At 59.2% G+C, this 17769-nt stretch carries 19 protein-coding genes and 3 pseudogenes; 7 read left to right on the plus strand and 15 right to left on the minus strand.

Features of this window, described 5'->3' with window-relative positions; genetic code table 11:
* Positions 1-553: 553 nt before the first annotated feature.
* Positions 554-721, plus strand: coding sequence for a hypothetical protein (locus tag V8U06_RS14535; RefSeq protein ID WP_245409251.1), 168 nt, complete (start codon positions 554-556; stop codon positions 719-721).
* A 252-nt stretch (positions 722-973) separates the two neighbouring features.
* Here V8U06_RS14535 and V8U06_RS14540 read toward each other — a convergent pair whose 3' ends face one another.
* From V8U06_RS14540 to ccoN, 9 genes are read right to left on the minus strand one after another with little or no spacing between them, the layout of a single operon-like run.
* Entirely contained in the window at positions 974-1303 is a 330-nt protein-coding gene (locus tag V8U06_RS14540) for a hypothetical protein (RefSeq protein WP_427141259.1), read from the minus strand.
* Positions 1272-1433: a cbb3-type cytochrome oxidase assembly protein CcoS gene (gene ccoS / locus V8U06_RS14545; RefSeq protein WP_117371772.1), complete on the minus strand. Its 162-nt coding sequence runs from the start codon at positions 1431-1433 to the stop codon at positions 1272-1274. The genes V8U06_RS14540 and ccoS overlap by 32 nt, the downstream gene beginning before the upstream one ends.
* Positions 1430-3670, minus strand: a complete 2241-nt coding sequence (locus V8U06_RS14550) for a heavy metal translocating P-type ATPase (RefSeq protein ID WP_427141260.1) — start codon at positions 3668-3670, stop codon at positions 1430-1432. Before V8U06_RS14550 ends, ccoS begins: the two co-directional genes overlap by 4 nt.
* Before the next feature lie 5 nt (positions 3671-3675).
* The gene (locus tag V8U06_RS14555; RefSeq protein WP_427141261.1) at positions 3676-4482 is read right to left on the minus strand and encodes a DUF2189 domain-containing protein; all 807 of its coding nucleotides are present in this window, start codon (positions 4480-4482) and stop codon (positions 3676-3678) included.
* A 15-nt stretch (positions 4483-4497) separates the two neighbouring features.
* A complete protein-coding gene (locus tag V8U06_RS14560) occupies positions 4498-4695 on the minus strand; it encodes a hypothetical protein (RefSeq protein ID WP_117371769.1) in 198 nt (65 codons plus the stop codon).
* Positions 4696-5577: a cytochrome-c oxidase, cbb3-type subunit III gene (gene ccoP / locus V8U06_RS14565; protein WP_427141262.1), complete on the minus strand. Its 882-nt coding sequence runs from the start codon at positions 5575-5577 to the stop codon at positions 4696-4698.
* A complete protein-coding gene (locus V8U06_RS14570; protein ID WP_117371767.1) occupies positions 5568-5738 on the minus strand; it encodes a CcoQ/FixQ family Cbb3-type cytochrome c oxidase assembly chaperone in 171 nt (56 codons plus the stop codon). Before V8U06_RS14570 ends, ccoP begins: the two co-directional genes overlap by 10 nt.
* Before the next feature lie 9 nt (positions 5739-5747).
* Positions 5748-6500 carry a cytochrome-c oxidase, cbb3-type subunit II gene (gene ccoO / locus V8U06_RS14575; RefSeq protein ID WP_427141263.1) on the minus strand — a complete coding sequence of 251 codons (753 nt, stop codon included), beginning with the start codon at positions 6498-6500 and terminating at the stop codon, positions 5748-5750.
* Between the two features lie 3 nt (positions 6501-6503).
* Complete coding sequence (gene ccoN, locus V8U06_RS14580; protein WP_427141264.1) at positions 6504-8162, minus strand: cytochrome-c oxidase, cbb3-type subunit I; 1659 nt, start codon at positions 8160-8162, stop codon at positions 6504-6506.
* A gap of 305 nt (positions 8163-8467) precedes the next feature.
* Between ccoN and V8U06_RS14585 the strand changes: the two genes are divergently transcribed.
* The 3 genes and pseudogenes from V8U06_RS14585 to V8U06_RS14595 all read left to right on the plus strand — a co-directional run.
* Positions 8468-8830 carry a transposase gene (locus V8U06_RS14585; RefSeq protein ID WP_082186271.1) on the plus strand — a complete coding sequence of 121 codons (363 nt, stop codon included), beginning with the start codon at positions 8468-8470 and terminating at the stop codon, positions 8828-8830.
* A complete protein-coding gene (locus tag V8U06_RS14590) occupies positions 8827-9624 on the plus strand; it encodes an IS3 family transposase (RefSeq protein WP_427141265.1) in 798 nt (265 codons plus the stop codon). Before V8U06_RS14585 ends, V8U06_RS14590 begins: the two co-directional genes overlap by 4 nt.
* A 173-nt stretch (positions 9625-9797) precedes the next feature.
* Positions 9798-10382: pseudogene (locus tag V8U06_RS14595) on the plus strand (helix-turn-helix domain-containing protein); the annotation flags it as partial.
* An 8-nt stretch (positions 10383-10390) separates the two neighbouring features.
* Here V8U06_RS14595 and V8U06_RS14600 read toward each other — a convergent pair.
* Positions 10391-10462, minus strand: a pseudogene (locus tag V8U06_RS14600) (IS6 family transposase); the annotation flags it as partial.
* Between the two features lie 60 nt (positions 10463-10522).
* Complete coding sequence (locus V8U06_RS14605; RefSeq protein ID WP_427141266.1) at positions 10523-11383, minus strand: LysR family transcriptional regulator; 861 nt, start codon at positions 11381-11383, stop codon at positions 10523-10525.
* A gap of 156 nt (positions 11384-11539) precedes the next feature.
* On the opposite strand from V8U06_RS14605, the gene V8U06_RS14610 reads away from it, so the two are divergent.
* Entirely contained in the window at positions 11540-12259 is a 720-nt protein-coding gene (locus V8U06_RS14610) for a putative quinol monooxygenase (RefSeq protein ID WP_427141267.1), read from the plus strand.
* 295 nt (positions 12260-12554) lie between these two features.
* Here the strand turns inward: V8U06_RS14610 and V8U06_RS14615 are convergent, their stop codons facing one another.
* Complete coding sequence (locus tag V8U06_RS14615; protein ID WP_427141268.1) at positions 12555-12719, minus strand: hypothetical protein; 165 nt, start codon at positions 12717-12719, stop codon at positions 12555-12557.
* Positions 12720-12776: 57 nt separating this feature from the next.
* On the opposite strand from V8U06_RS14615, the pseudogene V8U06_RS14620 reads away from it, so the two are divergent.
* A pseudogene (locus tag V8U06_RS14620) lies at positions 12777-13489 on the plus strand (IS6-like element ISRsp9 family transposase).
* 92 nt (positions 13490-13581) lie between these two features.
* On the opposite strand, the gene V8U06_RS14625 reads toward V8U06_RS14620, so the two are convergent.
* Positions 13582-14613 (minus strand): Ldh family oxidoreductase, encoded by a 1032-nt coding sequence (locus V8U06_RS14625; protein WP_427141269.1) that lies wholly within the window; start codon positions 14611-14613, stop codon positions 13582-13584.
* Positions 14614-15280: 667 nt separating this feature from the next.
* Between V8U06_RS14625 and V8U06_RS14630 the strand changes: the two genes are divergently transcribed.
* Entirely contained in the window at positions 15281-15529 is a 249-nt protein-coding gene (locus tag V8U06_RS14630; RefSeq protein WP_427141270.1) for a hypothetical protein, read from the plus strand.
* A 1238-nt stretch (positions 15530-16767) separates the two neighbouring features.
* Here the strand turns inward: V8U06_RS14630 and V8U06_RS14635 are convergent.
* Both V8U06_RS14635 and V8U06_RS14640 read right to left on the minus strand, forming a co-directional pair.
* Positions 16768-16962 (minus strand): YHYH domain-containing protein, encoded by a 195-nt coding sequence (locus V8U06_RS14635; protein ID WP_427141271.1) that lies wholly within the window; start codon positions 16960-16962, stop codon positions 16768-16770.
* A 300-nt stretch (positions 16963-17262) separates the two neighbouring features.
* The gene (locus tag V8U06_RS14640) at positions 17263-17568 is read right to left on the minus strand and encodes a BrnA antitoxin family protein (protein ID WP_427141272.1); all 306 of its coding nucleotides are present in this window, start codon (positions 17566-17568) and stop codon (positions 17263-17265) included.
* Between the last annotated feature and the right edge of the window lie 201 nt (positions 17569-17769).

A 17769-nucleotide genomic window follows, 5' to 3' on the forward strand; every position in this document is an offset into this window, starting at 1 on the left:
TTGACCCCAGACACATCGCAGATTCCACAAAATGATCCGGATGGCAATCTACGCAAACCGGGGTCGTCATTCAGTGCCGAAAGGGGTTAGAGTTCAGCGCTAGAATACAATTGTCAAACGTGCTCTGCGAGCTTTCTTCACCAGCGAAAACGCCGCTGGACTGATTTCGTTGCAGTGGACCTCTATCTTCCCGAAGGGTTGCGCTTCATTCTGGTATTTGCGTCTAAGGCGGTCAGTCCGTGATTGTGCTCTAAAGCTCAGGGCAAGCCAAAGTGTCTATGAGGGGCTTCGTTAAGGAGTTTTTCATGGAATATGACTGGACGGGAAAACGCTCAGTTAAGCAACTCAAAATCAGAGCATTTACCGTGGCACTGGCCGCTGTCATTTGTGGTGCAGCGCTTTATATGCTGAGGTGAAGCCGTACCACGCTTTCCGGATCCATTCCACTCTTGAACAAGGCTCATACGGTCCACATATGGCGGACAAGGCTGACACGCCGCACGTTCCACCATTTATGAGACAAAGGGCCGGTTCCACTATGGGACATGCAAGGTTGATCTATTCCGTCGACGAGTTTGCCGATCGCTACTCACTGCCCCTCGACGAAGCGGCCGATTACCATCGCCGCTTCGGCCCCGATCGCGACGAGCTCGATGCTTTCATGGCCACCAAAGCCGAGGCGGATGCCAACCGTGCCCGGTTACGCCGTTGGAAAAATTAGAAACGGCGTCACAGCCGCCGCGTCGCTCGTCTGCGCGAGCTTGATTTTCAATCATTTCCCTTAATACCAGGAGCGTCTCAAGAGGCGTCTTCCCATTGCTATGTTCGTTCGCCACGCGGGCCAGCAAAAGTTTCGTAAATGAAGACACGGGCTCCTCCTCAAAGAGCAGTGGATATTTGGCATGAAATGCAGGCTAACATACTAAGACCAAGATCTTCGGCCCTAAGTCGGCGGTGTTAGATATATAGACCCTCACCGTCGCTTGCCGCGCGCAACCGAAAGCGCCGCTCCGATCGCACCACCGGTAACCACGCCCGCTGATCCACCGGCGAGAGCGCCAATCAGGCAGTAAAATACGATTGCAGCGTCGAAACTCGGAGCCACAATGACAGATGCAATGACCCCGAGTATCGCGCCAACGACGCCTAGCACAAAACCAAGTCCGGTGACAGCATCTGAGGGATCGATGACCCTCTTAACTTCGGGACGCGTGATCGGACGCGGATTTTCGTGGCTCATTTTCATCCTCCATCGTCGAACTTCTTCTTTATCAATGACCAATGCGGCTTTCGTCTTCATCATCAAGCAAGATCCTGGCAGACGCTCCATCTAGATCCTCATACTGTCTTGTCTGCAGGGACCAGAGGAACGCGCCGACACCAGCAGCCCCCATGATCAAAGATAATGGGACCAGGAGGAGTAGAGCTGTCATATGGCACTCTCCGCTACGCTAAATTCAACATTTTCTGGACGCGTTTTCATTCTTAGTCGCAGGGCGTTCACAACGACGAGCACCGACGAGCTGGACATTGCGAATGCTGCAATTAACGGCGTTACATATCCTGCAAAGGCGATGGGCAAAGCGACGGCGTTGTAACCGAATGCGAGCGCGAAATTCTGCCAAATGAGTCGCGCCGCCTTTTCCACGCTGTCGAACAAATCCGTCACCACGCTAAGATCGTTGCCGAGAAAAACGAAGTCCGCGGCGCTGCGACCGACGTCACTCGCGAACGTCGGCGCCATGGATGCGTCCGCGGCTCGTAATGCCGGTGCGTCATTGATTCCGTCGCCGATCATTAAAACCCTCCGCCCAGCCGCCTGCAGATCCTTTACGGCTTGAACCTTTTCTGCCGGCAGGAGCCGAGCGCGCCGGTCGGCGATGCCCAGTGCTCCAGCGACCGTCTCGACAGCGTGTCGACTATCGCCGGAAAGGAGGATCACGTCGAGGCCCCGGTCCTTGAGCGTGCGGACAAGGTCTCTTGCGCCGCAGCGGATATCTTCGCTGAAGTGGAAATGCGCAACAGCCTCTCCGTTCTTCGAAAGCACCGTCGTTGCCGACAAATCCTGTGCCGACAGCGCCCATTCCGCTCGGCCAAGCCGGTAAAGATCGTCTCCAAGGCGGCCTTCCAGCCCCACCCCCGCCTCTTCCCGGATATCGGCGAAGGCGGGCGGAGCTTCCGTGGAGGTAGCCGCAGCGGCAATCGCGCGAGCGACAGGATGGCTGGAGCTGCGCGCCAGCGCGGCGGCGAGCTCGAGCGCGTCCGTAGCGATCGCGGCGAGGTTGGCCAACCGTGGCATCCCGGTCGTTAGCGTTCCCGTCTTGTCGAAGACGACGGTGTCGATCTCCCGCAGGCGTTCGAAAGCGGAGCCGTCGGTCGCCATTACACCGCGCTCGAAAAGGCGGCGGGCGAGCATGACCTGGACCATGGGGACGGCGAGCCCGAGTGCGCAGGGGCAGGTGATAATGAGAACAGCGACCGCGACTGTCAGGGCAGCGTGCAAATTGCCGGTCGCAAGGAACCAGGCGACGAAGGCGAGTGCGGCGAGGCTATGGACGACGGGAGCGTAGAGGCTCGCCGCGCGGTCGGCGAGCCGGCGAAAGCGCGAGCGGCCGTTCTCGGCCGCTTCGATCATTCGCGTCATCTCAGCGACCGTGGAATCCGCCGGCGCCGCGGTGGCGCGAAGCACGAAGGGGTTGCCGAGGTTCAGTTCGCCCGCGCGCACGCTTCCTCCGGCGCGGACGCTGCGCCAAAGGCTCTCGCCGGTGATGAGGGCGGCGTCGAGCTCGGCGCTGCCGTCCTTAACCACACCATCGGTCGGTACGCGCTCCCCGGTCGCAATGGCGAGGCGCATTCCGGCCTTAATTTCTGCCAGCTCCACGTAGTCCAGTCGACCATCAGGCTGCACTACGCTCGCGCCGCGCGGTATAAGCCGCGTCAGGGCGGCGACGGCAGAGCGCGCCTTCTGGCGCATCGCACGGTCGAGCACTCGGCCGATCAGGAGGACGAAGATCAGCGACGTGGCGGCCTCGAAATATGCATGGGGAGCGTCAGTGATGGTGTCGTAGAGACTGAGCGCGAAAGTAAGGAGGATGCCGACCGATATCGGTACGTCCATATTGGTTAGGCGATGGGAAAGCGCCTGCCAGGCGGAGCGATAAAAACCAGCGCCGGAATAGAAAACCGCCGGCAGCGCAAGCAGTGCAGAGATCGCATGGAATGCTTGTCGGGTCTCCGTGTCCGCCCCCGACCAGACGGAAACGGACAGCAGCATGATGTTCATGGAGCAGAAGCCGGCCACGGCGAGCGCACGCACCAGTCCTGCAAAAACCTTATCCTCGCGATCGATCTCGGCTGTCGGAAGATCGGCCTGGTATCCGATGGACGCAAGTGCTCCGAGAAGGTCCGGCGGGATTTCTCGATCCCGCCGCCAGTCGATCGTGACGCGGCGCAACGTGAGGTTGGCGCGCGCCCGCTCCACGCCGGGAACCCCGGCCAGGGCGGCTTCCACCGCGCCAATACACGCAGCGCAATGCATGGTGGGGATTGAGAGCACACTCTGCCGCAGGCCGTTGCCCAGATCCCTGCTGGCAATCGCAAGTTCGTCGGCAGAGCATCCGGCGCGCGACAGCGAGATATCCAGTCCGATCTCCGCGGAGCAGCAGGACACGGTGGCTACCGCATCTCTCTATAGGCATGCCAAGTGGCGTGCCCTAGCCAGGGGAAGACCACGATCAGGCCGAGAAGCCCAGTCGCGACGGAGAGGAGGAACAGACCGAGCACGATGGCGCCCCAGGCCAGCATCGGGGAGAGATTGTTCCATACCAATGCCGTGCTGACGCCCATGGCGGTCAATGCATCGACGCGACGGTCGAGCAGCATGGGAATGGAGAAGACGCTGACGGCGAAGGCGAACCCGGCAAAGAGCGCACCGATCAGGCTGCCGACGACCAGCATCGCCCAACCTGTCGGAGTGGTGAAGAGCATGTCGGCGATGTGGTCGAGCCCAGGGAAGGGACGGACGCCGAAGAACAGCGCATAAACCAGAACGGCCGCGCGCATCCACAGGAGCATCAGCATGGTGAGCAACATGCCGGTAAAAAACACCTGCGCACCCGCCATCGGCTGTACGGCGAGCATGGAGCGCAGCGTCGGCCGTGCCCCGGCCTCGAGGTCGCGGCTCTTGAGATAGAGGCCGGCGGCGACGAGCGGGCCCACGATCAGAAAGCCTGCCAGTGCCGGGAACAGGAAATAGTCTCGTCCCGTATCGAACATGTAAACGATGAAGACGATCGAGGCGACGAAGACCGCGAGACCGTAGACGAGGCTCGGCACGGGGTTTGTCCACAGGTCGCGCCAACCCCTGGCGAGCCACTGCAAGGGCGCCCGCGCGGAAAGGTGGCGCTTCCAGCGCTCGTTGCGGGTCTCCTCGATATCCGATACCTCGGATATGAGTTCGGGTGTCTGTTGCCTCGCGACCATCTCACCGTCTCTCCGTCAGCATGCGGACTTAGCCGCGCGATATCCGCCCGGCGTTCCGCTCTTGTCTTTCAGATGCGCTACGCATCCCGTCTCGCTGGAGACGGCGACGTAGACGAGATGGGCATTGGCGCCCACGAATACGATCATCGCCGCCGCTGTCAAAATCCAGAGGAGATGAAGCCGTCTTGCGGGGGCGGGCGCAGCATTCGTCATCTATGGTGTCCTCTTCCCGAGATCGTCGACATAGAGCGCCAGAACCTTGATCTCTACCGGCGTCAGCCGCTCGTCCCAGGTCGGCATATGGCCCTGCCGACCGCCATGGATGGTCGCGATGATGCGCTGCAGGCTGCCGCCATAGATCCACCTGTTGTCCGTGAGGTTGGGCGCGCCGAGTTCTGGATTGCCCTTGGCATTCTCGCCATGACAGGCGATGCAGGTCGTCTGGAAGACCTCGCGCCCACGATCGATCTGGTCGACGTTCTCGGCGGTGGAAACGGCGGGGTCGCTCAGCGAACTGACATAGGTGGCAACGTCCACGACTTGCTTGGCGTCGAGCATCTCGTCGCGCCCGAAGGCGGGCATCTGGCCGACGCGACTCTCCGCATGGCGGGAATTGACGCCCACCGTCAGGGTCTGGGCGATGGCTTCCGGCCCGCCGCCCCAGATCCAGTCGTCGTCGGTGAGGTCGGGATAGTTCTCGCGGCCCTTGCCGTCGCGGCCGTGGCAGGCGGCGCAATTGTCGCCGAAGAGCTGGTGGCCGTTGGTGCGCACCGTCTCCATCAGCCGCTCGTCGGCGCGGATTTCGTCAAAGGACAGGTTTTCGATGCGGGATGTCCATGGCGTCCGCGCGCCTGCACCCTCCTTGATCGAGGCTTCCACAGTGGTTTTCTGGTTCTCGCCGAGCACGCCCTTGGTGTAGGTCGTGCCCAGAGGCCAGGTCGGCATCAGTACCCACCAAAGCACGGCGAAGATGTGCGTGACGATCAGGAAGAGCAGCACGCCGCGCGGAATGGGCGTATCGAGTTCCCGGATACCGTTCCAGATATGGCCCGTCGTCTTGCGGCCGCTGACGGGATCGACCTCTTTCACTTCCATGGGCCATCGTCCTCGTCGAAAATCTCCCGCTCCGCCCGCTCGAAGCGCTCCCGGTTGGAGGGCAGGAAGGTGTAGATCAGCACGCAGATCGAAAAACCGATCAGGTAGAAGAGCCCCCACATCTTCGAGCCTTCGAGCAGTGTCTCATGGGTCAACGCCATCTCGTCACCTCAATTGTCCGGGTCCGGCATCTGTTCAGGTGCGGCGGTGTTCTCGTAGGCCGCGCGGGTGAGCTGGCCGAGCACCTGGAGATAGGCGACGAGCGCGTCCATCTCCGTCACGTTGGTCGTCACGCCGTCGAAGGCCGAGACCTGCGTAGCCTCGCCGTATCGTTCGGTCACGCCCGAGGCCTGTTCGCTGTCAGGTATAGCCTGGCCATAGGCGTCGCGCGCGGCGTTCTCGATCATCTCGTCGGTATAAGGCACGCCGACGGACCGCTGTGCGCGAAGAGCGAGCGGCAAATCGGCAAGCTTTAGCGGGGTCGTCCCCAGCCAGCGATATGAGGGCATATTGGATTCCGGCACCACGTCGCGCGGATTGTTCAGATGGGCGACGTGCCAGAAATCCGAATATTTGCCGCCGATGCGGGCAAGGTCAGGGCCAGTGCGCTTCGATCCCCACAGCATCGGATGGTCGTATTGGGATTCGACGGCCAGCGAATAGGGGCCGTAACGCTCCACCTCGTCGCGCAGGGTGCGGATCATCTGAGAATGGCAGGCGTAACAGCCCTCGCGCACGTAGATGTCCCGCCCGGCCAGTTCCAGCGGCGTATAGAGCCGCATGTCGGAAACGGTCTCGACCGTATCGTCGATGGTGAAGAGCGGAGCGATCTCGACGATGCCGCCGACGCTGGCGGCGGCGATGATGGCCAGCATAAAGCCCGTTGCGGAGCGTTCCAGTTTCCTGTGCATCAGTTCCGGCATAGGCTACTCCGCAGGCGTGGGGGTTGGACCACCGATCGGCTTCTCGTCGACAGGCAGATCCTCATCGAGGGGAAGCGTCGCGGTGGCGGAGCTACGCACGGTCATCCAGATGTTATAGGCCGCGACGATCGCTCCGATGAGGAAGAGAAGGCCGCCGAAGGCGCGCGCGATATAGTAGGGATACATTGCCAGCAGCGTATCCACAAAGGAATAGACGAGCGTGTTGTCAGGGGAGTAGGTCCGCCACATCAGGCCCTGGATGATGCCAGAATTCCACATCGCGAAGACGTAGATGAGCGTTCCGGCAAGTGCGAGCCAGAAGTGCACCTCGACCAAAACCGCCGAATACATCCGCTCGCGCTTCCAGATTGCCGGCACCAGCGTATAGAGCGAGCCGAAGGTGATCATCGCGACCCAACCGAGCGCGCCGGCATGGACGTGGCCCACAGTCCAATCCGTATAATGAGAGAGCGCGTTGACCGGGCGGATCGCGAGGAACGAGCCTTCGAAGGTCGACAGCCCATAGAAGAACGCCGCCATCATGATGAAGCGCAATGTCGCGTCGTCGCGCACCTTGTGCCAGGCCCCGTTGAGGGTCAGCAGCGCGTTGCCGGCAGATGCCCAGGAGGGCACGAGCAACATCACGGAAAAGGTCATGCCGAGATTCTGCACCCAGTGGGGCAGGGCGGTGTAGTGCAGGTGGTGAGAGCCTGCCCACATATAGAAGAAGGTAATGCCCCAGAAGCTAAGGATCGACAGCCGGTAGGAGAAGATCGGCCGCTCCGCACGCTTGGGCAGGTAGTAGTAGAGCATGGCCAGGAAGCCGGCGGTGAGGAAGAAGGCGACGGCGTTATGCCCGTACCACCATTGCACCATTGAATCCTGCACGCCCGCCCAGACCGTGTAACTTTTGGCGTGGGCGAAGGAGAGGGGAACTGCGAGGTTGTTGACGATGTGCAGGATGGCCACGACGAGGATGAAGGCCAGGTAGTACCAATTGGCCACATAGATGTGCGGCTCTTTGCGCCGGGCAAGCGTGCGCACGTAGAGCACGAAATAGGTCACCCAGACGATGACCAGCCAGATATCGGCATACCATTCGGCCTCGGCATATTCCTTGGACTGGGTGACGCCGAGGAAATAGCCGGAAATCGCGATGAGACAGAAAAGGTTGAAGCCGAACAGCACGATCCAGGGCGAAAGCTGGTCGGCAAGGCGGGCGCGAGAGGTGCGCTGCACGACATGGAACGAGGTGGTGATCAGCGCATTGCCGCCGAACCCGAAAATGACGCCTGACGTGTGCGCCGGGCGGATTCGGCCGAAGCTCGCCCAGGACGTATCGAAGTTGAGGCTTGGCCACGCGAGCTGCGCGGCAGCCCACACGCCGATGAACATGCCGAAGATCGCCCAGAACAACGTGAGCCCCACGCCGACCTTGATCGGATCGTCATAGTAGCGGGTGAGGCGGGCGGGGCTTGGCGACGTTCCGAAGGCTCCGGAGAAGAGAACAAAAAGCAGTGCCAGACTGTAGAGGAGGACCATCGCGCCGTGAATGCCGAGGACATCGGCGCGCCCTGCAGCCGCCATCGCGATGCCGATGATCGCAAGGACGATCAGGATGATCGCACCGAAATCCCGCTCGCCCGTCGTGAGTTGCCCCATTGTCGGTTTCTCCCCTGCAGCAGCGTCTCGCCCAGCCTCTTGTCTGGGAACTTGCACGCGACGCGCCAAATTCAAGGGTGAAAGCAGTAAAAAATTTCGATTAGGCGCTAAAGAATCGACAGGCTTGATAAATAGCAAATTCGAGGACGTGGAGCCGGAACTTTTCACGCCCTTCAGAGCGAGTGCGTTCGTCAGGGTGTTGATTGCCACTGAGAAGTGACCCGGCGTTGGAGTGAACCCCTCGGGCTGGACCACGGGACCCAGAAAAACTGATACACTCTGCGGGCCTCAATCGGAGAAGGCTCATGAAGTCCCGAGGTCCATATCGCCGGCATTCGACGCCGTTCAAGTTGCAGCTTTGCCAGGATATCCGAAACGGCGTCATAGGACGGCGCGACGCACAGCGGACATACGGCGTTTCGGCAAACCTCATACAGCTATGGCTGACGCAGTTCGATCGCGGCGATCTGAACGATGAGGAGGCTGAGGCCAGCGTCATTGCCGAGTACGAGGCCCACATTGCGGCGCTTGAACGCAAGGTCGGCCAGCTCACCATGGAGCTGGACCTGGTTAAAAAAACACCGCGCCAGTTGATCGCCGGCGACAGCGGGAGCTCCTCCATCATCACCGGTCCCCGGCCTGCTCTGTCAGACGGGGGTGCAAAATGATCGATCTCCCGAGGAGCACTTACTATTATCGATCAACGGCAAAAGCTTTAAATCTCGGCGACAGCGAGCTCATTGCAATCATAGAGGACATCCAGGACGAGTTGCCTTGCTATGGATACCGACGCGTAACACACGAGCTTCAGCGAAGAGGCCACCTCGTCAATCACAAGCGTGTCGCCCGCGTCATGCGGGCCAATGGCCTCGGGATCAAGCCTCGCAAGCGGTATGTTCGCACGACGGATAGCAACCACGATTCGCCGATCTACCCGAACCTTTATCGCAATGTGATCCCGGCGCGGCCCGATATGGTCTGGGTGGCCGACTTCACGTACATCCGCATCGCCGCTGGCTTCTGCTATCTCGCTGTCATTCTCGACGCCTGCAGCCGGAAAGTCATCGGCTATGGCCTGTCAAAACGCCTGGATACGCCGCTGGCATTGGCAGCGTTGCGTTCGGCGCTCGAGAACAGAAAGCCTCCACCCGGCTGCATTCACCACACGGACCGCGGATGCCAATACGCAAGTGAGACCTATCGACGAGCGCTCGATGCGGCAGGTCTACAGGGATCCATGAGCGCCGTCGGCAACCCTTATCACAATGCGCAGGCAGAAAGCTTCATGAAGACCCTGAAAGTGGAGGAAATCTACCCCGCAGGCTACGAGAGATTCGCTGACGTGGCCGAACACTTGCCCAGGTTCATCGAGCAGATTTACAATACCAAACGGCTGCATTCAGCCCTTGGCTATTTATCGCCAGCAGAATTCGAAACTCAACTCGCCCAGCAGGCGGCTTAGTTTGAAGCGGTTCGATGGTCCAGCCCGAGGGGTTCACTCCAACGCCGGGTCAGTTCTCAGTGGCAACCAACACAGTCTCTATGCAGCGTTTGACTGTCCGACATCAGCGCCCATGAGACAGAATTGGTTTAGAGGATTTTCGGCTCATCGTAGCTCTATCAAAGGAAGCGAAGATGAGACAGAAAACCGGGCCGCAGACATCGGCGGCCGAAAAGACAATCAAGGACATCCGGCGCGCGACGCGCAAGCATCACTCGGCGGAGGACAAAATCCGCATCGTGTTGGAGGGGCTGCGCGGCGAAGACACCATTGCCGCGATCTGCCGCCGTGAAGGGATCGCCGAGAGCCTGTATTATATCTGGTCGAAGGAGTTTCTCGAAGCGGGCAAGAAGCGGCTAGCCGGTGACACCGCGCGTTCGGCCACCAGCGACGAAGTGAAAGCTCTGCGTCGTGAAAGCCGCGACCTGAAGGAGGCGCTGGCCGATCTCACCCTGGAAACGCCTGCTCAAAAAAAGCATGATCGCGGATGGGGGCGACGACGAATGAGATATCCCGCCACCGAGAAGCTTGAGATCATCCGGATCGTTGAGCAGTCGCACCTGTCGGCCAGGCAGACACTCGACAAGCTCGGCATTCCAAGGCCGACCTTCTACCGTTGGTATGATCGTTTCGTAACCCACGGCGTCGAAGGCCTGGAGGACCGGACGTGCGCGCCGTCGCGTGTCTGGAACCGCATTCCCGACGATGTCAGAGATCGGAGGCGTCGCCATACCGCATGCGCGATGATCTCGGCTGGAAAGCGGTGGCGTTTGTATCTGGCGGACGCATCGTCAGTCATGCCGATAGACTATTGCCTCGATCAGCACCAGCCGGTTAAGGCGACGCCTCCATACTACGCCTACACACGCGCAATCTCACGGATCAGATCATTTGTCTCTGGTCTCGTCGTTTGGTGCCGATAACGAAGAGCAGAAACAGTTCGCGAAATTTCAAGGCCGTCGATGAGTATCGAAACGAGGTCCCTGTCTGCTGGAATTGCCGTGGTTGGCAAAATCACCGCGCCTAATCCCTGCCGCGCGAGTTCGACTAACCAATCCACGCGATTTGACCGATAGGCCGCGTAGAGTTCGTGACCTTGGTCTGCACATGCCCGATGCAACGCATCGCGCATTTCGCAATTGGGTCGATCGAGCATGTCAGTTTCAGCGAGTGTCGAAAGAGAAACAGCGTCTCGTTCAGACAACGGGTGCGACTTGGACACCACAACCTTGTAGGACTCGTCATAGAGCTGGTCTATTCGATAGAGGTCTTCACTGACCGTCGCCGCTGTGACAACGACGTCAAATTCACCCTCTCGCAATCCGACCAGAAGCTTGGAGGCAGACGCCACGATCAACTCTATTTCGGCTTGCGGCAATCGTGTACGGAAGCGTTCCACGGCGGCTGAAATCCGGTTGTGACCAATCGTTTCGCCAACACCGACAGAAATAGGAACCCGCTCTAGTCGCGTGTGGCGGACGGCTTCTGCCTTAGCTGCCTGCGTTTCGTCATGCGCTTTCTGTAGCCTTGGCTGCATCAGTTTTCCGAGTGCCGTCAACCTGCATCCCGCGCGGTCCCTGACAAACAGATCACCCCCGAGCTCGTGTTCAAGTTTCTTGATCGCGGTCGTCAAGGACGGTTGGGAAACATTTGAGGCGCTAGCGGCATGGGTGAAGTTGCGATGCTGGCAGACAGCCAAAAAATACCTGATCTGGTTCATCTCCACTGCCACAGTCTCCGTCACTTTCTGCCATGAGGTTCACCATAGCACATGTCTATCAAAGAATAGAAGTTCGGGATTGGCGCCAGAGGCATTCGGCATGGGAAAAGGGTGCATCGAAAGCAAACACAACGACCTCTCAATCAGGAGGCGACCATGAAAGCCCAAATTCTCAAGACACTCGCCGCTTTGGCCTTGATCACGACATCTGCAGCCGCACAGGAAACCCCAATGGAAAATCACACTGCCAGCTACATCGCCATGCCCGCCGCTGAAGGCCAGACCGAAGCATTCGCCGAATTTCTGGCCGGAGCCGCCCCGATTGTCGCGGACACCGAACCAGGCACCGTGCTTTGGTTTGCCTTACAAGCCGACGATACGCTCGCGATCTTTGATATCTTCGTGGATGAAGAAGCGCGCAATGCGCATTTCTCCGGCGCTGTGGCCGCGGCTTTGAACCAAAATGCCGACGCGCTGGTCGCCGGGGGCTGGGACGATGGTGTTGTCGCGAATATCAACAATTCCGATGTCCTGTCGGTGAGGGAATCGGTTGATCTCTACTCGGCCACGACAGCCACGTACATCACGCTCGAAGCAGCACCCGGCAGAGGGCCGGAATTGGCAGCCTTGCTGACCGCAGCTGGTCCCATCGTCGGAGAAACCGAACCCGGCACATTGTTCTGGGCGGCGCTGCAGATTGACGAAAAATCCTTCGCAATCTTCGACATCTTCACCAACAATGCTGGCCGTGAAGCACACTTTGCCGGTCAAGTCGCCGGGCTGCTGAACGAACGGGCAGCGGAGTTGGTCGCTGGCGGGTGGGACGACGGTGTGGTCGCTAACGTCCACAACTTCGACATCCTCGCCATCAAGTAACGCGATGTGACAGGAACAAGAGGCGCCTGGTGCAACGCATCAGGCGCTTTGCCGAACGAATTTAGATTCACCGTGAAGCGGTCGTTCGAGTAACTGCAGCGAATTAGCGCTTTGTTCGCATTGCTGACCTCCATCCTTTGCGCAGCGACCGTCCGCTCTCCGCCCATCGCGTCCTACGACGTGCGCAGGGGGCACACTTGTCTACCAAGATCGGCAGCGCCGATCACACGGCACGCGATAGGCCCGGCCGCGCACCAGCGCCGTGTCCGAGCCCTCGGGAAGTGAGGCCGAAGCCTCACCCGAAGGGATCGTATTCCGAGACGATCACGACCTCGTCGCCGTCGATTTCATCGGCGGGGACGGCGCCGAAGGTTCCATCCCCAGCCTGGAAAACGACGATCGAGACCATGAGCGTGGCGGCAAGGGAGGCGGCGGAGGCGTGTGCATCTTTGCGGGACATCTGTTTGGAGGCGTCGCCTTAACCGGCTGGTGCTGATCGAGGCAATAGTCTATCGGCATGACTGACGATGCGTCCGCCAGATACAAACGCCACCGCTTTCCAGCCGAGATCATCGCGCATGCGGTATGGCTTTATTACCGGTTCCCGCTGAGCCTGCGCGATATCGAATACCTGCTTGCCGAGCGCGGCATTGCCGTCTCGTTTCAGACCGTCTCAGAATGGACGACTAAGTTTGGCCTGAAATTCGCCCACCAACTCAAGCGGCGGTCGATCGGCAACTTCGCAGACAAATGGCATCTCGATGAGATGGTCGTATCGATCAAGGGCAAGAAATACTGGCTGTGGCGCGCCGTCGATGCCAACGGCTACGTTCTCGATGCTCTGCTGCAAAGCCGCAGAAACAAGGGAGCCGCTCTTCGGCTGATGCGCAAATTGTTGAAGAGCCAAGGTGTTGCGCCGCGCGTGATGGTGAGAGACAAGCTGCGTTCTTATTCCGCCGCAAAGCGAGAGATCATGCTGGGGATCGAACACCGTTCGCACAAAGGGCTCAACAACCTCGCAGAAAATTCTCACCTTCCCGTTCGACGACGAGAGCGACGCTGATGCGGTTCAAGTCGGCAGGTCAATGCCAACGTTTCGTCTCAACCCACGGCCAAATTGCCAATCTTTTCCAACTTCATCGAAAACACCTGAATGCCGCTGATCATCGCCAACTCCGCGCCCTCGCCAGCGCCACCTGGCGTGAGATCGCGTTGCCGATCCAAGCCTGAAATTCAGGACAAAGAAATGATTGCGTCCTACGTCAGGTTAAGGCGACGCCACCTTTCCGGTACCCTTCACATCGACTTCCCAGCTTAGATGCTCAAATCTTCAGGAAGTCCGCAGTGTCGGGGTCCACTGGAATGCCTTCGACCTTACGGCGCTCAGCCTCGCGCCATTCCCGATCCCCTGGCGCCATCACCTCTTGTCCTTCACGCGCTGGTGCATTGCGCAGGCTGTCGATGTAATGGGTCATGCCCGCGTCAAACCCAGCGCGGCCAGCGAAGTGATCTGGGTTAATCGCGAAGACGAAGTGCCCCATATTACGCGGTGTGCTGATGTCTTTGGCGCCCACCATGGGGATAAAATCCGGATCGAGCGTTGTCCCCATAAGAATGGCCGAAAGAAGTGTTGCTACGCCCGCAAGCGCAGCGCCCTTATAGCTATAATCAGCCCCCCCCAGCGGCAACACCATTTCCGCCTCATGCGCATTGGTCGTCGGCACGCCGGACCTGTCGGCGGCGACGCCGCCAGGAAGCTCCTTGCCGAGCGAGCGATAGAGAAGAACCCGGTTCATTGGAATAGATGATGTTGCCATGTCCAAAAGCCATGGCTTCTGTCCCGCGAGCGGTGCAGCAAAGGCCAGCGGGTTCGTACCATGGAAGGCCGTGGCTCCCCCGAAGAGCGGCACCATTGAGTCGGTATTGGTCGTTGCAAAGCTCATGAAGCCTTGCTCTGCGCCGGCCAGCGCGTAGGCGCCCGCGGCCCCCAGGTGGGAAGAGCGACGTACGCCGACGCCGGCCATGCCCGTTTCTCGCGCCAGGTCGCAGGCAAGTTCCATTGCACGGTAAGCTGCGTAATGGCCAAGGCCATCATCCCCATCAACCGTGGCGGAGGAGGGGCCCTTCTGCTCGATCGTCAACTGCGGCTTTTTGTTGAGCCGGCCTCCCTTCAACATCTGGCAGTAGTGGTGGGTTAGCCGCACGCCATGGTTGTCAACACCGACACGCGAGGCGTGCATCATGGCGCGCGTCGCCGCTTGAAGGGACGGTTCGCTGGTGCCCACCCGTCGGAAGGCTGCAATCACGTATTGCTCCAGAACATCCTCAGCTACATGAATAGTCTCATTGGCCATAATTGATCACTTCTATTGATTGGAGGCTGGTGTGTGGCGGAAAGATTTGTAGGCTACGGGACCTGACGTGCTGGAAATATTCAGGAGCGGTCACAGCCTCATTACGGCAACCCTGTGAAGGACTTGTGTTAGAGAACCATTGGCGTCCCAGACCTCTTCCTGACCAAGAACAGGTTCGCTGGTTCGGATCCCTTCAAGAGCGATATCGTGCTGCCCTCCGACAAGAGAAAGAGTTTCGAGCAAGGCCGAACATGGAAGCCGTCGAAACGCTGACAGCTATGCCGCAGGTGAGGAGGTGGCAAGACTGCACAGGCTTGGATGGCTGCCGGCTTGATGGCTACTCAGCGTCCGAACTCGTAGCCTCATATCCCGTTGCGTCCGCGAACTTCGGCACCAACCGCACAAGGGCGACGCTTTTAGCGGGCTCCCATCTCGCGGAAACGCCAAGGACGATCCTTTCGCGTGCAACACCGATTTAGTCGGTCATTGCGACGCGTAATCAATTGATCGCCGCGAGCCGAACTGCGTATTGGTCGGCTCTTCATCCGCTGCGCCTGCGGGCGCGGCTTCGTGGTAACGCGCTTCTGCTATACTCGGCACTATCTCAATAGGCTCGTGGAACACATCGGCAACCCCGATGTTAGGTGCCCAAAAAGGGAGGAAGGAGATGGTTATCGAGGACCTAGAAACAGCCTGCCGTAATTTTGAGGACGAACACGGCATCGACGCTTTCCTCGCCGCGATGGCGGAGATCATGCAAAGGCGGCTTTTACGCCATGGCATTTATGCCGAATTCGAAGATCAGGTACAGGGCGGGCCAGCGACACCTGACCAAGCTGCTGCTCCCAGCGGCCTTGGGGAAGGCCGCCGCTTTCTGAAGGGGCCATCGAAATGTACGAGGGCAACGACCACATAACAAAAGCATCTAGACGGTTATGGCGCCTGACCAACTAGCGAACGAACCAGAACAGAAAGCCGCCTACGAGTTGAACGCGAGTATGACGGCCATAAAGCGCGCGAGGCCAACATCGGTGTTCGTGCGATCGCCGACAATCGTGTAGTAGATCGGATGATCGAGTGCGTCATCCCTGTTTGGACGCGTATGCCGAGGTGAAGGCCCGCGGGTGGCAATGGGACGCTATCTTTAGAACAGACCGCCGAAATCCGCCCGAAAATGCATGAGTGGAACCAACGGTTCAGAGGTGGATAGACCTATCGCTTCAAGACGTTACGGAAAAAATTCCCAAGATCGGCGCCCTCTTGCCGGACGACGGGGATTTACTGTTGGCCCAAATCGATGGAGAAAGCACGGGCAACTCAATAAGATCGGATTTGCGTCGTGGATGTCTCCCCACGGAAAACCTTCCTATCGCAGGGCGATGCAGATCCGGGCTCCACGGTTCGCCTCAAGTCCGGGCAAATAGCCGGCTGGTGGGATGGCCTCCACCGTGCTTTATTCAGAGGGAGCCGCTCCGTCCCCGCGGACGCGCCGAGAGGGTCACTCGGCATAATATAAAATTCGCTTCTTTTGCTTCACGGCGCGTCAATATGGACCATGGTAACTAAGTCGCGGACGATGATGTTCGGTGCTGTTCTGGGCCAGTAGCAGCGCTCAGAAACCGAACTTCTATAAGTGGCCCAGCGGTCTGAGACCCATTATTTCGCGAGGCGAAGTGACCGACGGTTCGATTATCGAGATACTGACAGGCCACGGCGCGACAAACTTCTCTTGGCAATGGCCTGTCGCAATAGCGGCGGCGGTGGCAGCCGGTTGGGCGATCCACGTTATATTGACGAGAGTCCTTCATAGAACGCCCAGTGATTCTGATCCTTCTCCGACAGAAAGCCGCTTCCGAAATGTCTTCGCAATGATGGACGAGAGAAGGCGGCAGTCTCTCATTCGCTACAACATGGAAAAATATGAATGCGGTCGCGAGGAAGCGATGCGGCGAGCGATGGATGATCGAAGCCGTGACTCCGACCGTTGGTCTTAGCGTCGGGCAGCGATGCAATCCGCATGCATCCGCGATGCCTGTTCGTACATGCCGTGTTCCCGCGGCGTTCAGGTGAGTATTAGCGGTTATACCTTCGCGGAGCGCTCATGCATAGAACGAGCCCGCCCCTCGTTCGAAGGAGGGCCGGGCTCCGCGTCTTTCAGTGACAGTGATACCCACCCTTCCTGTGGTCGTTGTGGCAACCGTTTGCATCGGTCCCTCCGCTGTGTGCAAGGGTCAAAGGTGTAGATCCGGCGACCGTAATCGCGATTACAAGAAGTTGAACTATTCTTATGGTTTTGACCCTCAAACGTTGAGGAATTGGCCAAAAGTCCGGAGCCGAGTCGATCCCCATCTCTTCGGCACCTGTCGCGAGAAGACAGGACAGTAAGACCCTTTCTTGTCAGCAACTCACGTTGGCGATGCAATTGGCGGGAGCAACTTTTAAACCATCGAAACAGCAGCCGGGCGCAAAACGCCCGCTACTCAAAGCCATTTCCAGGCCGCCAAAGCACGGGTGGAATCCCAAGGCGATAAGAACGCAAAGGGCAAGTTGCCGAGCCATTTCGCGCACCTCTTCAACTTTGGCTCTCCAGCGCACGTCCAGTTTGTTCGTGCGCTGGGAGGCCGCAGGGCCGGGACAGTCTGCGGCGTCTTACTTCAAGCCGGCGACCTTGCGGAGATCGTCATTCATCCGGCTTTGCCAGCCCCTGCCGGTGGCCTTGTAGTGGTCGACCAGGTCGGGGTCCAAGTGGGTGGTAACAGGCGTCTTTGTGGAACCGGCCTTCGGCCTGCCGCGAACGGCTTTCTCCATCTTCGCCGTGATTTCGGGAAAGACTTCCTTGAACGGGCGGAGCGAACGCTTCTCCTCGTCTGTCAGAGGCGGATTGTCGGACACGGCGTCCACGTCTGCCTGCGAATAGCCGTGGGGCTCGACCTTTTTGGGAAATTTGCGGGCCATCAGGTTCCTTTCGTCTTTCCGGGCTGGACGCATCGGAGATATCCGAAAGCGCCTCAGTGCCGAGGGTTACGAACATCACAACGACGGTGCCGTCAGCGAGGCGGCCAATCGCCTTGGAGCGGCCATTCTTGGCGGGAACGACTGCTGCGGCAGGAAAAACTCGAAAGACAGGGCGGCAAAAGTCGAAGCCGTGCTTCTCGA

It is taken from the genome of Shinella sp. G-2, assembly GCF_050172695.1.
Classification (GTDB): domain Bacteria; phylum Pseudomonadota; class Alphaproteobacteria; order Rhizobiales; family Rhizobiaceae; genus Shinella.

What these genes read in the sequence shown, in the direction of transcription:
- V8U06_RS14540 (WP_427141259.1), bottom strand. Translation starts at nt 1,303, where the DNA reads ATGATGAAGACGAAAGCCGCATTGGTCATTGATAAAGAAGAAGTTCGA.
- ccoS (WP_117371772.1), bottom strand. Translation starts at nt 1,433, where the DNA reads ATGACAGCTCTACTCCTCCTGGTCCCATTATCTTTGATCATGGGGGCT.
- V8U06_RS14555 (WP_427141261.1), bottom strand. Translation starts at nt 4,482, where the DNA reads ATGGTCGCGAGGCAACAGACACCCGAACTCATATCCGAGGTATCGGAT.
- V8U06_RS14560 (WP_117371769.1), bottom strand. Translation starts at nt 4,695, where the DNA reads ATGACGAATGCTGCGCCCGCCCCCGCAAGACGGCTTCATCTCCTCTGG.
- ccoP (WP_427141262.1), bottom strand. Translation starts at nt 5,577, where the DNA reads ATGGAAGTGAAAGAGGTCGATCCCGTCAGCGGCCGCAAGACGACGGGC.
- V8U06_RS14570 (WP_117371767.1), bottom strand. Translation starts at nt 5,738, where the DNA reads ATGGCGTTGACCCATGAGACACTGCTCGAAGGCTCGAAGATGTGGGGG.
- ccoO (WP_427141263.1), bottom strand. Translation starts at nt 6,500, where the DNA reads ATGCCGGAACTGATGCACAGGAAACTGGAACGCTCCGCAACGGGCTTT.
- ccoN (WP_427141264.1), bottom strand. Translation starts at nt 8,162, where the DNA reads ATGGGGCAACTCACGACGGGCGAGCGGGATTTCGGTGCGATCATCCTG.
- V8U06_RS14585 (WP_082186271.1), top strand. Translation starts at nt 8,468, where the DNA reads ATGAAGTCCCGAGGTCCATATCGCCGGCATTCGACGCCGTTCAAGTTG.
- V8U06_RS14590 (WP_427141265.1), top strand. Translation starts at nt 8,827, where the DNA reads ATGATCGATCTCCCGAGGAGCACTTACTATTATCGATCAACGGCAAAA.
- V8U06_RS14605 (WP_427141266.1), bottom strand. Translation starts at nt 11,383, where the DNA reads ATGAACCAGATCAGGTATTTTTTGGCTGTCTGCCAGCATCGCAACTTC.
- V8U06_RS14610 (WP_427141267.1), top strand. Translation starts at nt 11,540, where the DNA reads ATGAAAGCCCAAATTCTCAAGACACTCGCCGCTTTGGCCTTGATCACG.
- V8U06_RS14615 (WP_427141268.1), bottom strand. Translation starts at nt 12,719, where the DNA reads ATGTCCCGCAAAGATGCACACGCCTCCGCCGCCTCCCTTGCCGCCACG.
- V8U06_RS14625 (WP_427141269.1), bottom strand. Translation starts at nt 14,613, where the DNA reads ATGGCCAATGAGACTATTCATGTAGCTGAGGATGTTCTGGAGCAATAC.
- V8U06_RS14630 (WP_427141270.1), top strand. Translation starts at nt 15,281, where the DNA reads ATGGTTATCGAGGACCTAGAAACAGCCTGCCGTAATTTTGAGGACGAA.
- V8U06_RS14635 (WP_427141271.1), bottom strand. Translation starts at nt 16,962, where the DNA reads ATGGGGATCGACTCGGCTCCGGACTTTTGGCCAATTCCTCAACGTTTG.
- V8U06_RS14640 (WP_427141272.1), bottom strand. Translation starts at nt 17,568, where the DNA reads ATGGCCCGCAAATTTCCCAAAAAGGTCGAGCCCCACGGCTATTCGCAG.